The sequence below is a fragment of the Streptomyces sp. NPDC001903 genome (assembly GCF_042891345.1).
Taxonomy (GTDB): domain Bacteria; phylum Actinomycetota; class Actinomycetes; order Streptomycetales; family Streptomycetaceae; genus Streptomyces.
Window position 1 is genome coordinate 51,662 of the sequence record NZ_JBIASZ010000015.1, and the last position, 20,359, is coordinate 72,020.

Here is a 20,359-nt window from a genome sequence, read left to right on the forward strand (position 1 = left end):
CTCAAGCCGTGAACCTGACCACCCCCGACGGGGTGGCCACCGCCTGAACGGGGTGGTCGTGCGGTTCCTCCGGGACCCGCGCGACCACCTCTTCGTCGTACAGGAGCACGACCAGCGCGGGATGCGCCCCGGCGCGCGCCAGGCGCGCCAGCACCCGGTCGTACGAGCCCCCGCCGCGCCCCAGGCGCATCCCGCGCCCGTCCACGGCCAGCCCCGGCAGCAGGACGGCGTCGGCGCCGGTGACCGCCTCCGGCCCCAGCCGGGGCCCGGCCGGCTCCAGCAGCCGCATCTTCCCGGGGTGCGCGGCCTCGGCGAGGCTGCCCGGGCCCTCGTACACCGCCCAGTCGAGGTCGTTGTCGGGGAGCAGGACGGGGAGCAGCACCCGCTTGCCGGCCGCGCGCAGGGCGTCCAGCAGATCGCGGGTGCCGGGTTCGGAGCCGACGGAGACGTACGCCGCCACCGTGTGCGCACCGGCCAGTTCGGGCAGTTCGCAGGCGGAGCGGGAGAGCGCGCCGGCCGACGTGCGCAGGAAATCGGGGGACAGGGCCCGGCGGGCGGCGAGGAGCTCCCGGCGCAGCGCGGCCTTTTCGGACGGGTTCGGCGGTTTCTCTACCACAGCTGACTCTGAATTCCTTTCAAATCGGGGCAATGTCGGATCTATTTACCGGAATCAAGCCCGGGGCGGTCCGCTTGACCCACTATCGTTCTGCCCATGACTCAGTTGCACCCTGTGATCAAGAAGGCCGTGATCCCGGCCGCAGGTCTCGGTACCCGCTTCCTTCCGGCGACGAAGGCGACGCCCAAGGAAATGCTCCCGGTCGTGGACAAGCCGGCCATCCAGTACGTGGTCGAGGAGGCCGTGTCGGCCGGCCTGGACGACGTCCTCATGATCACAGGACGTAACAAGCGCGCGCTCGAAGACCACTTCGACCGCAACTACGAGCTGGAATCGGCCCTCATCGCCAAGGGCGACGACGACCGCCTCAAGAAGGTCCAGGAGTCCAGCGACCTCGCCACCATGCACTACGTCCGCCAGGGCGACCCGCGCGGCCTCGGCCACGCCGTCCTGTGCGCCGAGCCGCACGTCGGCGACGAGCCCTTCGCCGTCCTCCTCGGCGACGACCTGATCGACCCGCGCGACCCGCTGCTGCGCCAGATGACCGACGTCCACGCCCGCACCGGCGGCACGGTCATCGCGCTCATGGAGGTCGACCCCGCCAACGTCCACCTGTACGGCTGCGCCGCGGTCGAGGCCACGGACGAGGAGGACGTCGTCCGGATCACCGGTCTCGTCGAGAAGCCCGACCCGGCGGACGCGCCCAGCAATTACGCGGTCATCGGACGGTACGTCCTCAACCCCGCGATCTTCGACATACTGCGGGAGACCGAGCCGGGCCGCGGCGGGGAGATCCAGCTCACCGACGGCCTGCAGAAGCTGGCCGCCGACGAGAGCGTGGGCGGCCCGGTGCACGGCGTGGTCTTCCGGGGCCGCCGCTACGACACCGGGGACCGCGGGGACTACCTGCGGGCCATCGTCCGCCTCGCGTGCGAGCGTGAGGACCTGGGCCCGGAGTTCCGCACCTGGCTTCACCGTTACGTCACGGAGGAGATGTAGCACCTTGAGCAGCCGCGCACCGCAGGACTCCGGCCGGGCCGCCCAGCGCCTGTGGTCGGTCGACGAGCACCTCGCGGACGTCCTCGCCGCGATCCGGCCGCTGGAGCCCATCGAGCTCCAACTGCTCGACGCCCAGGGCTGTGTCCTGGTCGAGGACGTCACCGTGCCCGTCGCGCTCCCGCCCTTCGACAACAGCTCCATGGACGGGTACGCCGTCCGTACGGCCGATGTCCAGGGCGCGAGCGAGGAGTTCCCCGCGGTGCTGACGGTGATCGGGGACGTGGCGGCGGGCAGCGGCGAGCTGCCCACCGTCGGCCCCGGCCAGGCCGCCCGCATCATGACCGGCGCCCCGCTGCCGCCGGGTGCGGAAGCGGTCGTACCGGTCGAGTGGACCGACGGCGGCACGGGCGGCGGCGCGGCCGCCGGCATGACCCCGGCCAGCACGGCGCCCGAGGGCGCGGGCGGCGAGGTGCGGGTGCACCGGGCCGCCGAGGCGCGGGCCCACGTCCGCGCGCGCGGCAGCGACGTCCAGGCCGGGGACCTCGCGCTGGCCGCGGGCACGGTGCTCGGACCGCCGCAGATCGCGCTGCTCGCCGCCATCGGGCGGGGCACCGTACGGGTGCGGCCGCGCCCGCGCGTGGTCGTACTGTCCACCGGCAGCGAGCTGGTCCAGCCGGGCGAGTCGCTGGCCGCGGGGACGATCTACGACTCGAACAGCTTCGCGCTGGCCGCGGCCGCGCGCGACGCCGGGGCGATCGCCTACCGGGTCGGGGCCGTGGCCGACGACGCCGAGACCCTGCGCTCCACCATCGAGGACCAGCTGATCCGGGCGGACCTGCTGGTCACGACGGGCGGCGTGAGCGTCGGCGCGTACGACGTGGTCAAGGAGGCGCTGTCCTCCGTGGGCGGCGCCGACGAGGAGGCCGACACCGGGCGGATGGACTTCCGCAAGCTCGCCATGCAGCCCGGCAAGCCGCAGGGCTTCGGCACGATCGGCCCCGACCACACCCCCCTGCTGGCCCTGCCCGGCAACCCGGTGTCCTCGTACGTCTCCTTCGAGCTGTTCGTGCGCCCCGCGATCCGCGCGCTCATGGGCCTGGACGACGTCAGCCGGCCCAGCGTGCGGGCCACCCTGAAGGCCGACAAGGCGCTGGGCTCCCCGGCCGGCCGCCGCCAGTTCCTGCGCGGCACGTACGACGCGGTCGCCGGCACGGTCAGCCCGGTCGGCGGATCGGGCTCCCACCTGATCGCGGCGCTGGCCCACGCCGACTCCCTGATGGTCGTACCGGAGGACGTCACCTCGGTGGAGCCGGGGGCCGAGCTCGAAGTGGTCCTGCTCGGCTGAAGTACGGCCGGTGCGGGTAGCGTGTTGCACCACACAGGCCCTTGCGGGGCCCGGAGCGGGAGCGGCACGAATCTATGACCACGCACAGCAGGCTGACGCACATCGACGAGGCCGGCGCGGCCCGGATGGTGGACGTCTCGGAGAAGGACGTCACGACGCGGACGGCACGGGCCAGCGGGCGCGTGCTCGTCTCCGCGCGGGTGATCGAGCTGCTGCGCGGCGAGGGCGTGCCCAAGGGCGACGCCCTCGCCACCGCGCGGATCGCCGGGATCATGGGAGCGAAGAAGACCCCCGACCTGATCCCGCTCTGCCACCCGCTGGCCGTGTCCGGGGTGAAGGTGGACCTGACGGTCGCCGACGACGCCGTCGAGATCCTCGCCACCGTCAAGACGACCGACCGTACGGGCGTCGAGATGGAGGCGCTGACGGCCGTCGCGGTCGCCGGGCTCACCGTGATCGACATGGTGAAGGCCGTCGACAAGGGCGCCGTCATCACGGACGTCCGGGTGGAGGAGAAGACCGGCGGGAAGTCCGGCGACTGGAGCCGCGCGTGAACGCCCCGCGTGGCGGCGACGCCTTCAGCCACGTGCCCTCGGCGGCCGGCGGGAGCGGGCCGGCCGCGGAGGCCAGGGCGGCCGAACCGGATGCGGCGGCCTCCCCGGACGCCGGGCGCGCCCGGCGCGGGCTCGTGGTGACCGCCTCGAACCGCGCCTCGGCGGGCGTGTACGCCGACCGGGGCGGGCCACTGCTGGCCGAGGGGCTGGAGGAGCTCGGCTTCGCGGTGGACGGCCCGCGGGTCGTGCCCGACGGGGATCCGGTCGAGCAGGCGCTGCGCGAGGGCGTGGCCGCCGGGTACGACGTCATCCTGACCACCGGCGGCACCGGCATCTCGCCGACCGACCGCACCCCGGACGCCACGGCGCGGGTGCTGGACTACGAGGTCCCGGGCATCCCGCAGGCCATCCGCGCCGAGGGCCTGGCGAAGGTGCCGACCGCGGCCCTGTCCCGGGGGCTGGCGGGCGTGGCCGGGCACACGCTGATCGTGAACCTGCCGGGCTCGACGGGCGGGGTGCGCGACGGCCTGGCCGTCCTGGCCCGGATCCTGCCGCACGCCGTGGACCAGATCCGGGGCGGCGACCACCCCAGACCGGCGGATCCCTCCGGGAGCGCGAGCTGAACGGACCCTCCTGGCCGGTGGTGCTCACCGACGGCGACGTCACGCTCCGGCCGATAAAACTGCGGGACCAGAACGCCTGGCGCGAGGTCAACCGGCGCAACCGCGACTGGCTCCGGCCGTGGGAGGCGACGATTCCGCCGCCCGCGCCCTGGGGGCCGGTGATCCACCGGCCGACGTACCGGCAGATGGTCCGCCACCTGCGGGCCGAGGCGAACGCGGGGCGGATGCTGCCGTTCGTCATCGAGTACCGGGGGCGCCTCGTCGGTCAGCTGACGGTCGCCGGGATCACCTGGGGCTCGATGTGCGCGGGCCACGTCGGCTACTGGGTCGACCGCGAGGTGGCGGGCCGGGGCGTGATGCCGACGGCGGTCGCGCTCGCCGTGGACCACTGCTTCGCGAAGGTCGGGCTGCACCGGATCGAGGTGTGCATCCGCCCGGAGAACGGGCCGAGCCGGCGGGTCGTGGAGAAGCTGGGCTTCCGCGAGGAGGGGCTGCGGCCGCGCTACCTCCACATCGACGGCGCGTGGCGCGACCACCTCGTGTACGCGCTGACGGCGGAGGAGGTCCAGGAGGGGCTGCTGCGCCGCTGGCACCGCGCTCGCGCATAAACGAATAACTGTTCGAATTAATGGGGGGCGGAACCGATTCGCCCATAACCTGATCCGAAGAATCACAAAAAAAGTCCGTGATATCAGCCGGTTCGCGCGACACACCGGCCCAATTGGCGGATCCGCCCGGCCGCGCCCCTCTACGGTGTGAGGTGTGAGCAGCAGCGGCCTCATCTACGCAGTCATTGTCGGGGCCTGGGCCGCCTACTTGGTGCCCATGTGGCTCCGGAGGCAGGACGAGCTGAACGAAGCCCGTCCGACGGAACGCTTCTCCACTGCCATTCGGCTGCTTTCCGGCCGGGCGGGAATGGAGCGCCGTTACGCCAAGGGGCTGCGTGAACGCGGCGACCAGGAGGCGGGTCCCGAGTGCCGTGCGGACCCGGACGCCGCGACGGAAACGGTGAATTCCGTGGACGCCGACGCCCGGGCCGTCGCCGTACCCCCGACCAGGGCGGAGCCGAGGTCGGCCGTGGCGGAGCGGCACCGGCGCGAGCAGCGCCTCCAGGTGCTCGCGCGCCGCCGGCGCACCACCGCGCTCCTCTTCCTGATCTTCACGCTCGGCGCGATCGTCGCCGCGGTCGGCGGCCTGGGCTACCTCTGGGCGCCCGCCGTGCCGGCCCTGCTGCTGAGCGCGTACATCGTGCACCTGCGGGTCCAGGAGCGGCGCCGCTACGAGTTCACGATGGACCGGCGGCGCGCGGAGGCCGCCGCCCGGCAGCTGCGCGAGAACCGCCCGCGCCGCCGCGAGCCGGAGGCGGCCGCGGGATCCGAGCCGGACCCCGCGCCACCGGTCTCCCCGCAGGAGGCCGGACGGCGCGCGCTGGTCGAGCAGACCGACCACGCGGAGTGGGTGGACCAGCAGCGCGAGCGGGAGCGCGGCCCCGCCCGCGGTGACAGCTGGGAGCCGGTCCCGGTCCCGCTGCCGACGTACGTGACGGCCCCGGTCGCCCCGCGCGCCACCGGTCCGGTGACCCCGGACGCCTGGAGCGCGACCCGCTCCAGCACGGCCGAGCCGACGGACCCCCGACTGCGCGCCCAGCCCTCGCCGGCCGCGAAGCCCGAGGCGACGCCGGACCAGGAGTCGGAGCAGAAGGCCTCCCCCAACGCCCGCCTGCGGGGCCAGGGGCGCGGCCGCACGCCCTTGTTCGACCAGTACGAGAGCGACGACCGCCCCCGCGCCGCGAACGAGTGACCGGACCTGCGCGGACGCTCCCCGGTATCGGTTTTGGAGCACCAGCGCGGGGATGCTAATGTTTCACACGTCGCAAGGGCCTGTGGCGCAGTCTGGTAGCGCACCTCGTTCGCATCGAGGGGGTCTGGGGTTCAAATCCCCACAGGTCCACAAACGACAGTTCGCGGGTAGCTCCCGAGAACGTCATGAGATCCCGTCAGGTCGAAAGACCGGGCGGGATCTCGGCGTTTGGCGAGTCCCGTGCAAAGGGCGCGGCGGATCCCGTCCGGCCGGGAGGCCGGGCGGGAGTCGTTGGTTTCGGGGCCGGGCGGCTCAGGGGGAGTGCAGCGGCTTGGCCATGCAGCGGCTGGAGTCGTACGCGCGGTAGTGGCCGAACTTCTCGGCGGGGGTGTAGCCCGAGGAGAAGTAGAGGGCTATCGCCTCCGGTTGCCGGTCTCCCGTTTCCAGCACCATGCGGGTGCGGCCCGCGGCGCGGGCGTCGGCCTCCAGTTCGGCCAGGATGCGGCGGGCCAGGCCCAGGCCGCGGGCCTCGGGGATCACGTACATCCGCTTGAGCTCGGCGTCGCCGTCCGAGTAGCCCTCGTCGTTCTCGTCCTGGCTGCGCCAGCCGCCGCTGGCCACGGGTGCGCCGGAGGCGTCGTACGCGAGCAGGTACAGGCCCTTCGGCGGGGCGAACATCGCCGGGTCGAGGGGTGTGACATCGCCCTCACCGCCGTAGAGCACCTGGTAGCGGAGCTGGACCTGGTCGTTGAGTTTGAGGGCGTCCGGGTGGTCGTACGGCACGACGCGGAGCTCTATCCCGTGAGACATCGGAACATCGTACGGAACGCTCCCGTTATGGTGCGGGGATGCTCACTGTGACCTCCGTGAATGTGAATGGGATCCGCGCGGCCGCCAAGAAGGGGTTCTCCCCGTGGCTGGCCGGGTCGGACGCCGACGTGGTCTGCCTGCAGGAGGTGCGGGCCGAGGAGGGGCAGATTCCGGACGAGGTCCGGAAGCCCGACGGCTGGCACACCGTGTTCGCGCCGGCCGCCGCCAAGGGGCGGGCCGGGGTCGCGCTCTACACGCGCCGCGAGCCCGACCGGGTGCAGGTGGGATTCGGGAGCGCGGAGTTCGACACGAGCGGGCGCTACCTGGAAGTGGATCTTCCGGGTGTCACCGTCGCCAGCCTCTACCTGCCCTCCGGTGAGGCCGGGACCGAGAAGCAGGACGAGAAGTACCGGTTCATGGGGGAGTTCCTCCCCTACCTCACCGCGCTGAAGGCCCGCGCCGCCGCCGACGGGCGCGAGGTCGTCGTCTGCGGAGACTGGAACATCTGCCACAACGAGGTCGACCTCAAGAACTGGAAGACCAACCGCAAGAACGCCGGCTTCCTGCCGGAAGAGCGGGAGTGGCTCGGCGAGGTGTACGGCACCGCCGGGTACGTGGACGTCGTGCGGAGCCTGCACCCCGACACCGAGGGCCCGTACTCCTGGTGGTCCTACCGCGGGCGGGCCTTCGACAACGACGCCGGGTGGCGCATCGACCTCCAGGTCGCGACCCCGGGGCTGGCCGCGAAGGCCGTGAAGGCGTTCGTCGAGCGGGCCGAGACGCACCCCGAGCGCTGGTCCGACCACGCGCCCGTGACCGTGGTCTACGAACTGGGGTCCTGAGCCTCCGGCGGAGCCGCGGGCGGGGCCGCGGACCCGGTCCCCGAGGCCAGGAGGCGGTCCATCGCCATGGTGAGCTCCGCCTCCACCACGCTCTTCGCGAGGGGGCGCAGCCGCGGCAGTGCCCCCTCCGTCAGGTGCGCCGAGATCAGCTCGGTGAACAGTGCCGCCATCGCGTCCGCGTGCTCGCGGACCCGGCGGCCCGTCTCCAGCACCGCCGCGAGCGGTACCCCCTCGCGGACCAGCGCGGAGGAGACGTCGAGCAGGCGGCGGCTGACGTGCACGATCTCGTCGCCGTCGGTGGCGAGGTAGCCGAGGTCCAGGGAGGCCGCCAGGTTCTCCGGGGTGACCTCGCCCTCGAAGTAGTCGGCGAGGGCCTCCGGCGTCAGCCGTACGGGGGTCTCCTCGGACCAGCCGATGCCGAGCAGCTCGCCGAGCTGGCTGACGTCGCGCCCGTTCTCGAAGGCGGCGGTCAGTTCGGCGATGCCGCCGAGGGTGTGGCCGCGCTCCAGCAGGGCGGCGATGGTGCGCAGCCGGGCCAGGTGGTGCTCGTCGTACCAGGCGATCCGGCCCTCGCGGCGCGGCGGCGGGAGGAGCTTGCGCTCGCGGTAGAAGCGCAGGGTGCGGACGGGGATGCCGGCCGCTTCGGCCAGTTCCTCCGTACGGTATTCACGCACTGTCGTCCCCGCTTCCGTGTCTTCCACAGGCGCAGCCTATGGCGTACCGACAGTAACTTTCCGGGCGCGACCTCTACCCATGAGTACGGAGCTGCTCTACGCTCCCGATTGTGCCAGTGATTGCTGGCAGTGTTGCGCTGTGGGGCTGCGGAAGGCGGCGGGCATGAGCGGTGGCATGGGCGGGCGCGAGCACGTACGAGTGGCGGTGATCGGGTCCGGGTTCGGCGGGCTGGGCGCGGCCGTACGGCTGCGGCGCGAGGGGATCACGGACTTCGTCGTCCTGGAGCGGTCCGATTCCGTGGGCGGGACCTGGCGGGACAACAGCTATCCCGGGTGCGCGTGCGACGTCCCCTCCCATCTCTATTCGTTCTCCTTCGCGCCCAATCCCGACTGGCCGCGGACCTTCTCCGGGCAGCCGGCCATCCGCGCGTACCTGGAGCACGTCGCCGACACCTTCGGCCTGCGCCCCCACCTGCGGCTGAACTCCGAGGTCCGGCTGGCGCGCTGGGACGCCGACCGGCTGAGGTGGGAGATCGAGACCTCGGCCGGTGAGCTCACCGCCGACGTGGTGGTCTCCGCCACCGGGCCGCTGTCCGACCCGAAGATGCCGGAGGTCCCGGGGCTCGCCGAGTTCCCCGGCAAGGTCTTCCACTCCGCGCGCTGGGACCACGACTACGACCTGCGCGGCAAGCGCGTCGCCATGATCGGCACCGGCGCCTCGGCCATCCAGATCGTGCCGGCCATCGCGCCCGACGTGGAGCGGCTCACGCTGTTCCAGCGGACCCCGCCGTGGGTGATGCCGCGCACCGACCGCGCGATCAGCGGCGCGGAGCGCTGGCTGCACCGGCAGCTGCCGTTCACCCGGGCGGCCCGCCGGGGGCTCCTGTGGGGGATCCGGGAGCTCCAGGTCAGCGCGTTCACCAAGCGGCCGAACCAGCTCGGGCTCATCGAGTCGCTGGCCAAGGCCAACATGGCGCGCTCGATCAAGGACCCGGCGCTGCTGGCCAAGCTGACGCCCTCGTACCGGATCGGGTGCAAGCGGATCCTGCTCTCCAGCGACTACTACCCGGCGCTGGCGCGGCCCAATGTGGACCTGGTCGCCTCCGGGCTCCAGGAGATCCGGGGCTCGGTACTGGTCGCCGCCGACGGGACCGAGACCGAGGTCGACGCGATCGTCTTCGGCACCGGCTTCCACGTGACGGACATGCCGATCGCGGACCGGGTGGTGGGCGCGGAGGGCAGGACGCTGGCGGACCACTGGAAGGACGGGATGCAGTCGCTGCGCGGGGCGACGGCCGCCGGCTTCCCGAACTGGATGACGATCATCGGGCCGAACACCGGGCTCGGCAACAGCTCGATGATCCTGATGATCGAGTCGCAGCTGAACTACATGGCGGACTACCTGCGCCAGCTGAACGTGCTGGGCGGGCGGGTCGCGCTCGCGGCCCGGCCCTCGGCCGTGAACCAGTGGAACCGGCACGTCCAGACCCGGATGGAGCGGACCGTGTGGAACACCGGCGGCTGCACCAGCTGGTACCTGGACGCGCAGGGGCGCAACACGACGGTGTGGCCGGGCACCACCGGCGAGTTCCGGAAGGAGACGCGGAGCGTGGACCTGTCCGAGTACGAGGTCGTCAGGCTCCGGGAGGCCGGGGCCGAGCGGGTCCCCGCCGGCGCCGAAAGCGCGGAGGGCGCCGCGTGAGCCGGCCCGCGCACGTCACCTCCGGGCGGTACGCCCCGCCCGCCGCCCGGCGGGAGCTCGTCGCGGTATCGGCCGACGGGGCCCGGCTGCACGTGGAGGAGCACGGGGAGGAGGGCGCGCCGGCCGTGGTGCTGGCGCACGGATGGACCTGCTCCACCGCCTTCTGGGCCGCGCAGATCCGCGAGCTCGCCCAGGACCACCGGGTCATCGCGTACGACCAGCGGGGGCACGGGCGCAGCCCCGCCGCCTCCCGCTACGGAACCGACGCCCTCGCCGACGACCTCGTGGCGGTCCTCGGGGCGACGCTGGCACCCGGCGAGCGGGCGGTCGTCGCCGGGCACTCCATGGGCGGCATGACGATCATGGCCGCCGCGGGGCGGCCGGAGTTCGCCGAGCACGCCGCCGCCGCGCTGCTGTGCAGCACCGGCAGCGCCCGGCTGGTCGCGGAGGCGCTGGTCGTGCCCCTGCGCCCGGGGCGCGTACGGACCCGCATCACCGGCGCGGTCCTCGGAGCGCGCGCCCCCCTCGGCCCGGTCACGCCGGTCGCCAAGCGGGTGCTGAAGTACGCCACGATGGGCCCCGGGTCCGCGCCCGACAAGGTCGAGGCCTGCGCCCGTATCGTCCACGCCTGCCCCACCGGCGTCCGGCACGCCTGGTCCGAGGTCCTGGCCGGGCTGGACCTGGAGGCGGACCTCGCGGCGCTCACCGTGCCCACCGCCGTCATCGGCGGCAAGGACGACCGGCTCACCCCGATCGTGCACGCCCGGGGGCTCGCCGCGGCGCTGCCGCACTGCGTGGGGCTGACCGAGCTGACCGGCATGGGGCACATGACCCCGATCGAGGCCCCCGAGGCCGTCACCAACGCCGTACGCGAGCTGACCGTCCACGTGAGGAACGGGGCGACCGCGAGGAACGGGGCGACCGCGACCGACGGGGCGACCGTGACCGACGACCTGAAGGAGAAGACCCCGTGAGCGCGAGCAGGAGCCTGGAAGGCCAGGTCGCCGTCGTCACCGGTGCGGCACGCGGAGTCGGCGAGCTCCTCGCCCGCAAGCTGTCCGCACGCGGCGCGAAGGTGGCGCTGGTGGGCCTGGAGCCGGAGGCCCTCAAGGAGGTCTCCGAGCGGCTGCACACCGACAGCGGGCACTGGCACGCCGACGTCACCGACCACGAGGCCATGGCCCGCGTCGCGCAGGAGGTCAAGCAGCGCTTCGGCAAGGTCGACATCGTCGTCGCCAACGCGGGGGTCGCCGCCGGCGGGCCGTTCGCCGACTCCGACCCCGAGGCCTGGCGCCGGGTGATCGAGGTCAACCTGATCGGCGGCGCCGTCACCGCCCGCGCCTTCCTCCCCGTACTGGCCGAGAGCCGCGGCTACTTCCTCCAGATCGCCTCGCTCGCCGCGATCACGCCGGCGCCGATGATGAGCGCGTACTGCGCCTCCAAGTCGGGCGTCGAGGCCTTCGCGCACTGCCTGCGCGCCGAAGTCGGGTACAAGGGCGTCAGGGTGGGCGTCGGCTACCTCTCCTGGACCGACACCGACATGGTGCGCGGGGCCGACCAGGACGAGGTCATGCGGGAGCTGCGCGGACGGCTGCCGTGGCCGGCGAACCGCACGTACCCGCTGGGCCCGGCCGTGGACCGGATCGTGGCCGGCATCGAGCGGCGCTCGCCGCACGTGTACGCGCAGTGGTGGCTGCGCGGGATGCAGGGCGTGCGCGGCTACCTGCCCGGGATCATCGCGACCGTCGGGCAGCGGGAGATGAAGCGCTTCGAGCCGAGGCTGACGAGCGTCTCCCGGGGGCTGGTGGGTGCCGGGGGCGCCGCCGACGAGAGGGAACGGACACCGGGCACGGAGCGTCATTGATCGAAATGCGAGCTTTGTCCCCTCGTGCAAATCTGGTCGCAGCCCGGTCCCCTACACCCCTCCAGGAGTGAACAGCATGGGCATCAAGGACCAGTTCCAGGACAAGGCGCGCGAGCTCAAGGACAAGGCCGACGAGGCCGGCAGGAGCGCCAAGGACGAGGCGTCGAAGCGCGGTGCGCACGCCTCCGAGCCGGCCAAGAAGAAGAAGGAAAAGGTCCACGACGAGCTCGACGACAACTGGGACTTCTGACGCCCGGAGTTCGTCACGGAAGCGAGGAAGGGGCCCGGCCCGTGCGCTGCACAGGCCGGGCCCCTTCCGCGTGTTCTGCGCAAACGGGCGCCCTACGGCCGCGGCGGCAGCTTCGGCCGCCTCAGGTCCGGTACGTCCGCGTACCCCGGCGGCACCGCGGCCGGCTCCTGCTCCAGCAGCTCCACCGCCAGGAACACGGCGTCGTCCAGCTGCGCGTGCCGCCCCTCCGCCCAGTCGAGCGGGGTCCGCAGGATCGCCAGGTCCGGCTCCACGCCGTGGTTCTCCACCGACCAGCCGTACTCCGGGAACCAGGCGGCGTTCATCGGCACCGTGATCACCGTGCCGTCGCCCAGGGTGTGCCGGCCGGTCATCCCGACCACCCCGCCCCAGGTGCGCTGGCCGACCACCGGGCCGAGCCCGAGCAGCTTGAAGGCCGCCGTGATCATGTCCCCGTCCGAGGAGGTCGCCTCGTCGGCCAGCGCCACGATCGGACCGCGGGGCGCGTTGGAGGCGTAGCTGACCGGCTGGGCGTTGCGCGTCAGGTCCCAGCCGAGGATCGAGCGGGTCAGCTTCTCCACCACCAGCTCGCTGATGTGCCCGCCCGCGTTGCCGCGCACGTCCACGATCAGCGCCGGCCGGGACATCTCCATCCGCAGGTCCCGGTTGAACTGCGCCCAGCCCGAGCCGCCCATGTCGGGGATGTGCAGGTAGCCGCACTTGCCGCCGCTGAGCTCCCGGACCACCGCGCGCCGCTTGGACACCCAGTCCTGGTAGCGCAGCGGCCGCTCGTCGATGAGCGGCACGATCGCCACCCGCCGGGCCCGCCCCTCGCCCTCGGCCGGTACGAAGGTCAGCTCGACGGTGGTGCCGCCGGCCGCCGCGAGCAGCGGATAAGGTCCGGCCACCGGGTCCACCGGCCGCCCGTCGATGTGCGTCAGCACGGCGCCCTCCCGGATCCCGGTGCCGGCGAGCGGGGAGCGGGCCTTGGAGTCGGAGGACTCGCCCGGCAGGATCCGGGCGAGCGTCCAGCCCTCCTCGCGGGGCACGAAGTTGGCGCCGAGCAGCCCGATCGGCCGGTGGTAGTGCGGCGGGCCCTCGTTGCGGCGCGCGGGGGAGACGTACGCGTGCGAGGTGCCGAGCTCGCCGAGCACCTCGCGCAGCAGGTCCGCGAACTCGTCGGGCGAGGCGACCCGTTCGACCAGGGGGCGGTACTGGCGCAGCACCCCGTCCCAGTCGATGTTGCACATGTCCGGCTCCCAGAAGTACGCGCGGATCAGCCGCCCGGCCTCCTCGAAGGCCTGGCGCCACTCGGCGGCCGGATCCACCTCGTGCAGGATGCGGCGCAGGTCCAGGTAGACGGTGGAGTCGCTGTCGCCGGACTCGGTCGAGGGGACCGCGCGCAGGTCGCCGTCGTCGTTGACGACGAGCCGGGTGCCGTCGCCGCTGACCGCGAACCAGTCCAGCCCGGAGGCCAGTTCGCTCTTGCGCGCCTTGGTGATCTCGAAGTGCTCCAGGGTGGGCTTGCCGCTGGTGTCGGTCGGGTTGGCGAAGGTCTCGCCGAGCGCGCCCGAGATCGGCCAGCGCAGCCACACCAGCCCGCCGCCGCTGACCGGGTAGAGGGCCGAGTACTTCGACGCCGTCACCGGGAACGGGGTGACACGGCTCTCCAGCCCCTCCAGCTCCACCATGACGGTGCCCTCGCCCTCGGCGGACTCGCCCTCGCCCGGGTCGAGTCCGCCCGCCGCGGGGCGCCCGTCGGGGGTGAACGCGAACGGAGAGGGGGTCGCCGAGGACAGCGGCACCAGGTACGGGCGGCAGCCCAGCGGGAAGGACAGGTCGCCGGTGTGCACGTCGTACACCGGGTCGAAGCCGCGCCAGGACAGGAAGGCCAGGTAGCGGCCGTCGCGCGTGAAGACCGGATTCTCGTCCTCGAAGCGGCCGTTGGTGACGTCCACGACGGAGCGCGGTCCCGGGCCGGAGATCCGGGCCATCTTGATCTGCCGCAGCGAGCGCCCGATGCCCGGGTGCGACCAGGCCAGCCAGGCCCCGTCGGGCGAGAACGCCAGGTCGGTGACGGGCCCGTTGACGGACCGGATCAGCTCGGTGACCTCCCCTGCCCCCGACTCCCCGCTCCCCGGGGCGCCGGCCTCGTCATCGGGCACCGTGATGAGGAGCAGCCGCCCGTCGTTGGAGGCGATCGCGAGGCGCTCCCCGTCGGGATCGGAGAGCAGCTCCAGTACGCGGCCCAGCTCGCCGGAGGCCAGCCGGCGCGGCTCCCGGTCCCCGGAGGCCCGCGGGAGGTAGGCGATCTCGATCGCGTCCTCGCCCTCCGCGTCCGTCACGTACGCGACCTGCCCGCTGCTGCCGAGCATTTCGGGCAGCCGCACCCGTACGCCCGGGGTGTCGGCGATGGTCCGGGCGGGCCCGTCGCGGTGGGTGAGCCAGTACAGGCTGCCGCGGACGACGACGGCGCTGGCCCGGCCGGTGGCGTCGACGGAGAGCGAGTCGACGTGGCTGGCGGCCGGGACCTGGTAGGTACGGCGGCCCGCGCGGGGACCGCCGAGCCGGACGTCGAGCCGGCGCGGGGCGGCCTCGGGGGCGAGGGAGTCGACGAGCCAGAGGTCCCCGCCGCACTGGTAGACGACGCGGGAGCCGTCGCTGGAGGCGTGCCGGGCGTAGAACTCCTCGTGGTCGGTGTGGCGGCGCAGGTCGGTGCCGTCGGGCAGGCAGGAGTACAGGTTGCCGATGCCCTCGTGGTCGGAGAGGAAGGCGATGCGTCCGCCGACGAACATCGGGGCGTCGAGGTGGCCCTCGACGTGCTCCATCAGCTGCTTGCCGTGCAGCCACAGCCGGCCGGTGGCGCCGCCGCGGTAGCGCTTCCAGGCGGCGGGCTCGTGCGGGGGCTTGCCGGTCAGCAGTAGGGTGCGCCGCTCCCCGCCCGGCTCGTCGTGGACGGCGATGTCGGAGACCGGGCCCCACGGCAGCTTGCCGCCGGGCGAGCCGTCGGTCGGCACGCTGTAGGCCCAGGCGTAGTAGGAGAAGGGCTGCCCGTGCGAGGAGACGGCGAGGATGTCGCTGCGGCCGTCCTTGTCGGGCGGGGTCCAGCCGCAGACCCGGGTGTCGGTGGCGCCCCAGTAGCTGAGCTGGCGGGCCGGGCCGCCGGCGACCGGGGCGAGGTGGATCTCGGGGTCGAGGCTGCGCCAGTTCGTGAAGGCGATGTGCCGGCCGTCGGGGGAGAACCGGGGGTGGCCGACCCTGGTCCGGTCGACCGTGATCCGCCAGGCCCGGCCGGGGGCCTCGCCCTCGGGGACCAGCGGGGCGACCCAGAGGTCGTCCTCGGTCGCGAAGCACAGCAGATCGTCGTGGAGGTGCGGGAAGCGGAGGTACGCGCCGTCGTGACTCACCCCACAATGCTTTCCGCGCCAAGGGGGGCTGGCAACTCGTACAGGTGATCCATGTCCGCGTCGGGTGACCCACGCCACTCGCCGAAACGAAACGGAACGGTTTCGTTTCGTTCGGGTCGGGGGTATCGTCATCGGTGTACGAAACGGTTTCGTTCGCAAGGGAGGTGTCGGAGATGCCCGAAGAAGTCGCGTCGCGGCGCAGCCGGATCACCCCCGAGCGGGAGGCCGAGCTCCACGAGGCGGTCCTCGACCTCCTCCGCGAGGTCGGCTACGAGGCGCTGACCATGGACGCGGTCGCCGCCCGCACCAAGTCCAGCAAGGCCACCCTCTACCGCCAGTGGGGGAGCAAGCCCGAGCTGGTCGCCAGGGCCCTGCGCTGCACCCAGCCGATGTCCCTGCGGGAGATCGACACGGGCAGCCTGCGCGGGGACTTCGCGCTGATGGTCCAGCACTCCGACGACGCGCAGATGGCGAAGGACACCGCGCTGATGCGGGGTCTGACCCATGCGGTCCACGAGAGCCCGGAGCTCCACAAGGCCCTGCGCGAACTGCTGGTCGACCCGGAGATCACCGGTCTCCAGGCGCTCCTGCAGCGGGCCGTCGACCGGGGGGAGATCGCCCCGGACTGTCCGGCCATCGCCTTCGTACCGCACATGCTCATCGGGGCGTTCATCGCCCTCCCGCTGATCGAGGACCGGTCCGTGGACCGCGCCTTCCTCGGTCACTTCATCGACTCCGTGGTCTTCCCCGCCCTCGGCGTCTGAGTCCCCGCGACTCGTTCCTGCTGCTCCTGACACGCCGCTCTCGTCGTCGGGCCGGCTCTCCACGCCCTGATCCGTCCCGGATCCACCACGACCTGAACGGGAGAACCGCCTCCGTGGCTACCTTCCTCTACCGACTCGGCAGGGGCGCCTTCCGGCGCCGAGGCCTCGTCGCGCTGCTCTGGGTGGCGCTGCTGTTCGCCGCCGGCTTCGGCGCGGCGACGGCCTCCGCACCCACCTCCGGTTCGTTCTCGATACCCGGCACGGAGGCCCAGAAGGCCTTCGACGTGCTGGACAAGAAGTTCCCGGGCATGGCCGCCGACGGCGCCACCGCCCGTATCGTCGTCAAGGCCCCCGCGGGCTCCTCGGTCAACGACGAGAAGAACAAGACCCAGGTCGAGAAGATCGTCTCCGGCCTGAAGGACGGCCCGGGCAAGGCCCAGGTCGCCTCGGTCGCCGACCCGTACCAGGCGCAGGCGGTGAGCCAGGACGGCTCCACCGCGTACGTGAGCGTCAAGTACACGGTCAGCGGCATGGAGCTGAAGGACGAGACGCGCGACGCGCTCAAGGACTCCGGCACCGCGGCCAAGGCCGCAGGGCTCACCGTCGAGATCGGCGGCGACGCGCTGATGACGGCCCCCGAGACGGGCTCCGGCGAGATCGTCGGCATCCTGATCGCGGCGATCGTGCTGGTCATCACCTTCGGCTCGCTGATCGCGGCGGGGCTGCCGCTGCTGACCGCGATCATCGGCGTGGGCATCGGCGTCTCCTCCATCACCGCGCTCGCCAACGTGCTGGACCTCGGCTCCACCACCTCCACCCTCGCGATGATGATCGGCCTCGCGGTCGGCATCGACTACGCCCTCTTCATCGTCTCCCGCTACCGCGTGGAGCTCGCCGAGGGCCGGGAGCGGGACGAGGCCGCGGGCCGGGCCGTCGGAACCGCGGGCTCCGCCGTCGTGTTCGCCGGTCTCACCGTGGTCATCGCCCTCGTGGGCCTGGCCGTCGTCAACATCCCGATGCTGACGAAGATGGGCTTCGCGGCCGCGGGCACCGTGGTCATCGCCGTCCTCGTCGCCCTGACGCTGGTCCCGGCCATCCTGGGCTTCGCGGGCAAGAAGGTCCTGCCGGCGGGTACGAAGAGCAGGCTGTTCGGCAAGGGCAAGCCGGCCGGCGCCGAGCCCAAGGCCAACGGCGGCACCCGCTGGGCCCGCTTCGTCCTGCGCCGCCCGATCATGGTGCTGCTGGTCGGCGTCATCGGCCTCGGTGCCATCGCGATCCCGGCGAGCAAGCTGGAGATGGGCCTGCCGGACGACGGCGCCCAGCCGGTCTCCACCACCCAGCGCAAGGCGTACGACCTGCTGTCCGAGGGCTTCGGCCCGGGCTTCAACGGCCCGCTGATGGTGGTCGTCGACGGCGACAAGAAGCTCGCCAACGAGACGGTCGACCGGATCAAGGGCCTGGAGGGCGTGGCCGCGGTCACCCCGCCGACCCCGAACCAGGACGGCGACGCCGCGGTGATCACGGTCATCCCGAAGGACCGCCCGTCCTCGGTGGAGACCGAGAACCTGGTCCACACGATCCGCGACGGCAGCGGCGACGACGTCCTCGTCACCGGCGCGACCGCGATGAACATCGACTTCTCGCAGAAGATGAACGACGCGCTGCTGCCCTACCTGGCGCTCGTGGTCGGCCTCGCCTTCCTGCTGCTGATGGTGGTCTTCCGCTCCATCCTGGTCCCGCTCAAGGCGGCCCTCGGCTTCCTGCTCTCGGTGGTCGCCGCCCTCGGCGCCGTCGTCGCGGTCTTCCAGTGGGGCTGGCTCGGCTCGCTCTTCGGGGTGGAGCAGACCGGTCCGATCATGAGCATGATGCCGATCTTCATGGTGGGCGTCGTCTTCGGTCTGGCCATGGACTACGAGGTCTTCCTCGTCACCCGCATGCGTGAGGCGTACGTCCACGGCGAGCGGCCGGGCCAGGCCGTCGTGACCGGCTTCCAGTACAGCGCCCGGGTGGTCGTGGCGGCCGCCGTCATCATGATCGCGGTGTTCTCGGGCTTCATCGGCGCCAGCGAGCAGATGATCAAGATGATCGGCTTCGGCCTCGCCATCGCCGTCCTCTTCGACGCCTTCGTCGTCCGCATGGCGATCGTCCCGGCGGTGCTCGCGCTGCTCGGCCACAAGGCCTGGTGGCTGCCGCGCTGGCTGGACCGGCTGCTGCCCAACGTGGACGTGGAGGGCGAGAGCCTGCGCAAGCACCTCGAAGGCTCCGCCGGATCCTCGGAGGGCCCGGACAAGGACCGCGAGCTGGTCAACGCCTGACCCGCAGTTCGCAGTCCGCGGTACCCGCAGTACCCGCAGGACCGGCCCCGCACCTGATCCCAGGTGCGGGGCCGGTCCCGTTTTCCGTCCGGGCTCGTTTCCTCCGGGCCCGTTTTCCTCCGGGCCCGTTACGCCTGCCGGGTGGCGGCGGCGTTCGTGCGGCGCAGGAAGCGGCGCAGCGCGGCGATGTCGAACTGGATCACCGCGACGCCCTCGGGGGAGTGGAACTCCACGACCGCCTGGACGCGGCCGCAGGGCCAGACGCGTACGTCGCCGGTGCCGGTCGGGGCCTGCAGGCCTGCTTCGAGGAGGGCGCGGGGGAAGACCCACTCGTTCTCGGTGCCCTCGGGGGAGAGCCCGGCGGGGAAGACGATCCGTACGGCGAGCGGTTCCGCGGCGGCGAAGCGCAGGGCGACGGGGATCTTCCGGAAGAGCGGGTCGTCGCTGATCACGCGGGCGGTGACGCGGTCCTCGACGGCGGTGGCGACGGCGGTGGCGACGGCGGTGGCGGCTGCGGCCGCGGGGGGATTCTCGGCGGTGGCTGACACGACAAGACTCCTCTAATCGGAACATATGAGTCCGTAGTGCCCCCAGCCTCGCACATTCCCACGAATCCGCGCGGAGGTATTTGTGCTGCCGGCGCTCTTGCCAATGGTTTGCAATTGGGCACTATTCTTAAGCGGTTAAAGATTTAGTCAGCTCAAAGACCGCAGGAAGCGGAGCAGCCCCATGCATGTGCCCGACGGCTTCATCGACGCCCCCGTCTCCATCGCCGCAGGTGTCGCCGCCGCGGGTGCGGTGGCCGTGAGCCTCCGCGGTGCCCGCCGGGAGCTCGACGAGCGGGCCGCGCCGCTGGCCGGGCTCGTCGCCGCGTTCATCTTCGCCGTCCAGATGCTGAACTTCCCGGTGGCCGCCGGCACCAGCGGACACCTGCTGGGCGGCGCGCTCGCCGCGATCCTCGTGGGCCCCTACACGGGCGTGCTGTGCGTGTCCGTGGTGCTGCTCATGCAGGGCGTGCTGTTCGCCGACGGCGGGCTGACCGCCCTCGGGGTCAACGTCATGAACATGGCCGTGGTGACCGTGGTCGTCGCGTACGCCGTCTTCCGCGGGCTGCTGAAGCTGCTGCCCGACACCCGCCGCTCGGTCACCGTCGCCGCCTTCGCCGGAGCACTGCTCTCGGTGCCCGGCGCGGCCGTCATGTTCACCCTCCTGTACGCCCTCGGCGGGACCACCGACGTCCCGCTCGGCAAGGTGTTCACCGCCATGGTCGGCGTGCACGTGCTGATCGGCATCGGGGAGGCCGTGATCACCGCCGCGACCGTGGGCGCCGTACTGGCCGTACGCCCGGACCTGGTGCACGGGGCGCGCTCGCTGGCCGCGCCGCTCAAGCTGCGCGTCGGCGGCGAGCTGGTCGACGCGCCCGCCGCCGCTCCGGCCGCCGTCCCCGCCGCCGCGCGGTCCACGAAGCCGGTCTGGGTCACCGGCCTGGTCACCGCCCTCGTCCTGGCCGGCTTCGTCTCCTTCTACGCCTCCACCAGCCCCGACGGCCTGGAGAAGGTCGCCGCCGACAAGGGCATCGACCAGAACGTGAAGGAGCACGCCAGCGCCGACTCCCCGCTCGCCGACTACAGCGTCAAGGACGTCGACGACGCCCGCCTCTCCGGCGGCCTCGCCGGTGTCATCGGCGTGGGCGCGACCGTGGCCGTCGGCACCGGGATCTTCTGGACCGTGCGCCGCCGGCGCGCGCAGGACCTGACGGCCGCCCCCGCCTCCTCGACCGCGTCCACGGCGGTCTGA

General features: G+C 72.6%; 19 protein-coding genes and 1 tRNA gene. 15 read left to right on the forward strand and 5 right to left on the reverse strand.

The features are described 5' to 3' along the window. Position 1 precedes the first annotated feature (1 nt). Positions 2 to 616 (reverse strand): 5-formyltetrahydrofolate cyclo-ligase, encoded by a 615-nt coding sequence (locus ACFYZS_RS28860; RefSeq protein ID WP_389018636.1) that lies wholly within the window; start codon positions 614 to 616, stop codon positions 2 to 4. A 96-nt stretch (positions 617 to 712) separates the two neighbouring features. Here ACFYZS_RS28860 and galU point away from each other — a divergent pair, with 96 nt between their 5' ends. The 7 genes from galU to ACFYZS_RS28895 all read left to right on the forward strand — a co-directional run bounded on the left by galU (position 713) and on the right by ACFYZS_RS28895 (position 6,087). After that, on the forward strand, positions 713 to 1,615 hold the full coding sequence (galU, locus tag ACFYZS_RS28865) for a UTP--glucose-1-phosphate uridylyltransferase GalU (RefSeq protein ID WP_389018639.1): 903 nt from the start codon (positions 713 to 715) through the stop codon (positions 1,613 to 1,615). A gap of 4 nt (positions 1,616 to 1,619) precedes the next feature. Further along, positions 1,620 to 2,960, forward strand: coding sequence for a gephyrin-like molybdotransferase Glp (glp, locus tag ACFYZS_RS28870; protein ID WP_389018642.1), 1,341 nt, complete (start codon positions 1,620 to 1,622; stop codon positions 2,958 to 2,960). Positions 2,961 to 3,034: 74 nt separating this feature from the next. Continuing rightward, a complete protein-coding gene (gene moaC, locus ACFYZS_RS28875) occupies positions 3,035 to 3,514 on the forward strand; it encodes a cyclic pyranopterin monophosphate synthase MoaC (protein ID WP_389018645.1) in 480 nt (159 codons plus the stop codon). 32 nt (positions 3,515 to 3,546) lie between these two features. Further along, positions 3,547 to 4,137 carry a molybdenum cofactor biosynthesis protein B gene (locus tag ACFYZS_RS28880; protein ID WP_389018973.1) on the forward strand — a complete coding sequence of 197 codons (591 nt, stop codon included), beginning with the start codon at positions 3,547 to 3,549 and terminating at the stop codon, positions 4,135 to 4,137. Positions 4,138 to 4,154: 17 nt separating this feature from the next. Then, the gene (locus tag ACFYZS_RS28885; protein WP_389018648.1) at positions 4,155 to 4,745 is read left to right on the forward strand and encodes a GNAT family N-acetyltransferase; all 591 of its coding nucleotides are present in this window, start codon (positions 4,155 to 4,157) and stop codon (positions 4,743 to 4,745) included. A gap of 154 nt (positions 4,746 to 4,899) precedes the next feature. Beyond that, a complete protein-coding gene (locus tag ACFYZS_RS28890; protein WP_389018651.1) occupies positions 4,900 to 5,937 on the forward strand; it encodes a hypothetical protein in 1,038 nt (345 codons plus the stop codon). Positions 5,938 to 6,013: 76 nt separating this feature from the next. Beyond that, positions 6,014 to 6,087, forward strand: a tRNA-Ala gene (locus ACFYZS_RS28895). Between the two features lie 162 nt (positions 6,088 to 6,249). Here ACFYZS_RS28895 and ACFYZS_RS28900 read toward each other — a convergent pair. Next, positions 6,250 to 6,747 carry a GNAT family N-acetyltransferase gene (locus tag ACFYZS_RS28900; protein WP_389018654.1) on the reverse strand — a complete coding sequence of 166 codons (498 nt, stop codon included), beginning with the start codon at positions 6,745 to 6,747 and terminating at the stop codon, positions 6,250 to 6,252. 38 nt (positions 6,748 to 6,785) lie between these two features. Here ACFYZS_RS28900 and ACFYZS_RS28905 point away from each other — a divergent pair, with 38 nt between their 5' ends. Then, the gene (locus ACFYZS_RS28905) at positions 6,786 to 7,589 is read left to right on the forward strand and encodes an exodeoxyribonuclease III (protein WP_389018657.1); all 804 of its coding nucleotides are present in this window, start codon (positions 6,786 to 6,788) and stop codon (positions 7,587 to 7,589) included. Here the strand turns inward: ACFYZS_RS28905 and ACFYZS_RS28910 are convergent. After that, on the reverse strand, positions 7,571 to 8,290 hold the full coding sequence (locus ACFYZS_RS28910; RefSeq protein ID WP_389018660.1) for a MerR family transcriptional regulator: 720 nt from the start codon (positions 8,288 to 8,290) through the stop codon (positions 7,571 to 7,573). The two genes, ACFYZS_RS28905 and ACFYZS_RS28910, sit on opposite strands and share 19 nt — an antisense overlap. A 148-nt stretch (positions 8,291 to 8,438) precedes the next feature. Here ACFYZS_RS28910 and ACFYZS_RS28915 point away from each other — a divergent pair, with 148 nt between their 5' ends. From ACFYZS_RS28915 to ACFYZS_RS28930, 4 genes are all read left to right on the forward strand, one after another. Continuing rightward, positions 8,439 to 9,965, forward strand: coding sequence for a flavin-containing monooxygenase (locus ACFYZS_RS28915; protein ID WP_389018975.1), 1,527 nt, complete (start codon positions 8,439 to 8,441; stop codon positions 9,963 to 9,965). After that, positions 9,962 to 10,939, forward strand: coding sequence for an alpha/beta fold hydrolase (locus tag ACFYZS_RS28920; protein WP_389018663.1), 978 nt, complete (start codon positions 9,962 to 9,964; stop codon positions 10,937 to 10,939). Before ACFYZS_RS28915 ends, ACFYZS_RS28920 begins: the two co-directional genes overlap by 4 nt. Next, positions 10,936 to 11,829 (forward strand): SDR family oxidoreductase, encoded by an 894-nt coding sequence (locus tag ACFYZS_RS28925; protein WP_389018665.1) that lies wholly within the window; start codon positions 10,936 to 10,938, stop codon positions 11,827 to 11,829. The genes ACFYZS_RS28920 and ACFYZS_RS28925 overlap by 4 nt, the downstream gene beginning before the upstream one ends. 76 nt (positions 11,830 to 11,905) lie before the next feature. Continuing rightward, positions 11,906 to 12,079 carry a hypothetical protein gene (locus ACFYZS_RS28930; RefSeq protein WP_389018668.1) on the forward strand — a complete coding sequence of 58 codons (174 nt, stop codon included), beginning with the start codon at positions 11,906 to 11,908 and terminating at the stop codon, positions 12,077 to 12,079. Between the two features lie 92 nt (positions 12,080 to 12,171). On the opposite strand, the gene ACFYZS_RS28935 is transcribed toward ACFYZS_RS28930, so the two are convergent. After that, positions 12,172 to 15,483: a S41 family peptidase gene (locus tag ACFYZS_RS28935; RefSeq protein WP_389018671.1), complete on the reverse strand. Its 3,312-nt coding sequence runs from the start codon at positions 15,481 to 15,483 to the stop codon at positions 12,172 to 12,174. Between the two features lie 173 nt (positions 15,484 to 15,656). Here ACFYZS_RS28935 and ACFYZS_RS28940 point away from each other — a divergent pair, with 173 nt between their 5' ends. Beyond that, on the forward strand, positions 15,657 to 16,247 hold the full coding sequence (locus ACFYZS_RS28940) for a TetR/AcrR family transcriptional regulator (protein WP_389018674.1): 591 nt from the start codon (positions 15,657 to 15,659) through the stop codon (positions 16,245 to 16,247). A 113-nt stretch (positions 16,248 to 16,360) separates the two neighbouring features. After that, the gene (locus ACFYZS_RS28945; protein ID WP_389018677.1) at positions 16,361 to 18,562 is read left to right on the forward strand and encodes an MMPL family transporter; all 2,202 of its coding nucleotides are present in this window, start codon (positions 16,361 to 16,363) and stop codon (positions 18,560 to 18,562) included. A gap of 128 nt (positions 18,563 to 18,690) precedes the next feature. On the opposite strand, the gene ACFYZS_RS28950 is transcribed toward ACFYZS_RS28945, so the two are convergent. Beyond that, positions 18,691 to 19,110: an SsgA family sporulation/cell division regulator gene (locus tag ACFYZS_RS28950; protein ID WP_389018679.1), complete on the reverse strand. Its 420-nt coding sequence runs from the start codon at positions 19,108 to 19,110 to the stop codon at positions 18,691 to 18,693. A gap of 181 nt (positions 19,111 to 19,291) precedes the next feature. On the opposite strand from ACFYZS_RS28950, the gene ACFYZS_RS28955 reads away from it, so the two are divergent. Next, on the forward strand, positions 19,292 to 20,359 hold the full coding sequence (locus ACFYZS_RS28955) for an energy-coupling factor ABC transporter permease (RefSeq protein ID WP_389018682.1): 1,068 nt from the start codon (positions 19,292 to 19,294) through the stop codon (positions 20,357 to 20,359).

Coding starts and splice junctions, on each gene's coding strand:
- galU (WP_389018639.1), top strand. CDS start 713: ATGACTCAGTTGCACCCTGTGATCAAGAAGGCCGTGATCCCGGCCGCA.
- moaC (WP_389018645.1), top strand. CDS start 3,035: ATGACCACGCACAGCAGGCTGACGCACATCGACGAGGCCGGCGCGGCC.
- ACFYZS_RS28900 (WP_389018654.1), bottom strand. CDS start 6,747: ATGTCTCACGGGATAGAGCTCCGCGTCGTGCCGTACGACCACCCGGAC.
- ACFYZS_RS28905 (WP_389018657.1), top strand. CDS start 6,786: ATGCTCACTGTGACCTCCGTGAATGTGAATGGGATCCGCGCGGCCGCC.
- ACFYZS_RS28915 (WP_389018975.1), top strand. CDS start 8,439: ATGGGCGGGCGCGAGCACGTACGAGTGGCGGTGATCGGGTCCGGGTTC.
- ACFYZS_RS28930 (WP_389018668.1), top strand. CDS start 11,906: ATGGGCATCAAGGACCAGTTCCAGGACAAGGCGCGCGAGCTCAAGGAC.
- ACFYZS_RS28940 (WP_389018674.1), top strand. CDS start 15,657: ATGCCCGAAGAAGTCGCGTCGCGGCGCAGCCGGATCACCCCCGAGCGG.
- ACFYZS_RS28955 (WP_389018682.1), top strand. CDS start 19,292: ATGCATGTGCCCGACGGCTTCATCGACGCCCCCGTCTCCATCGCCGCA.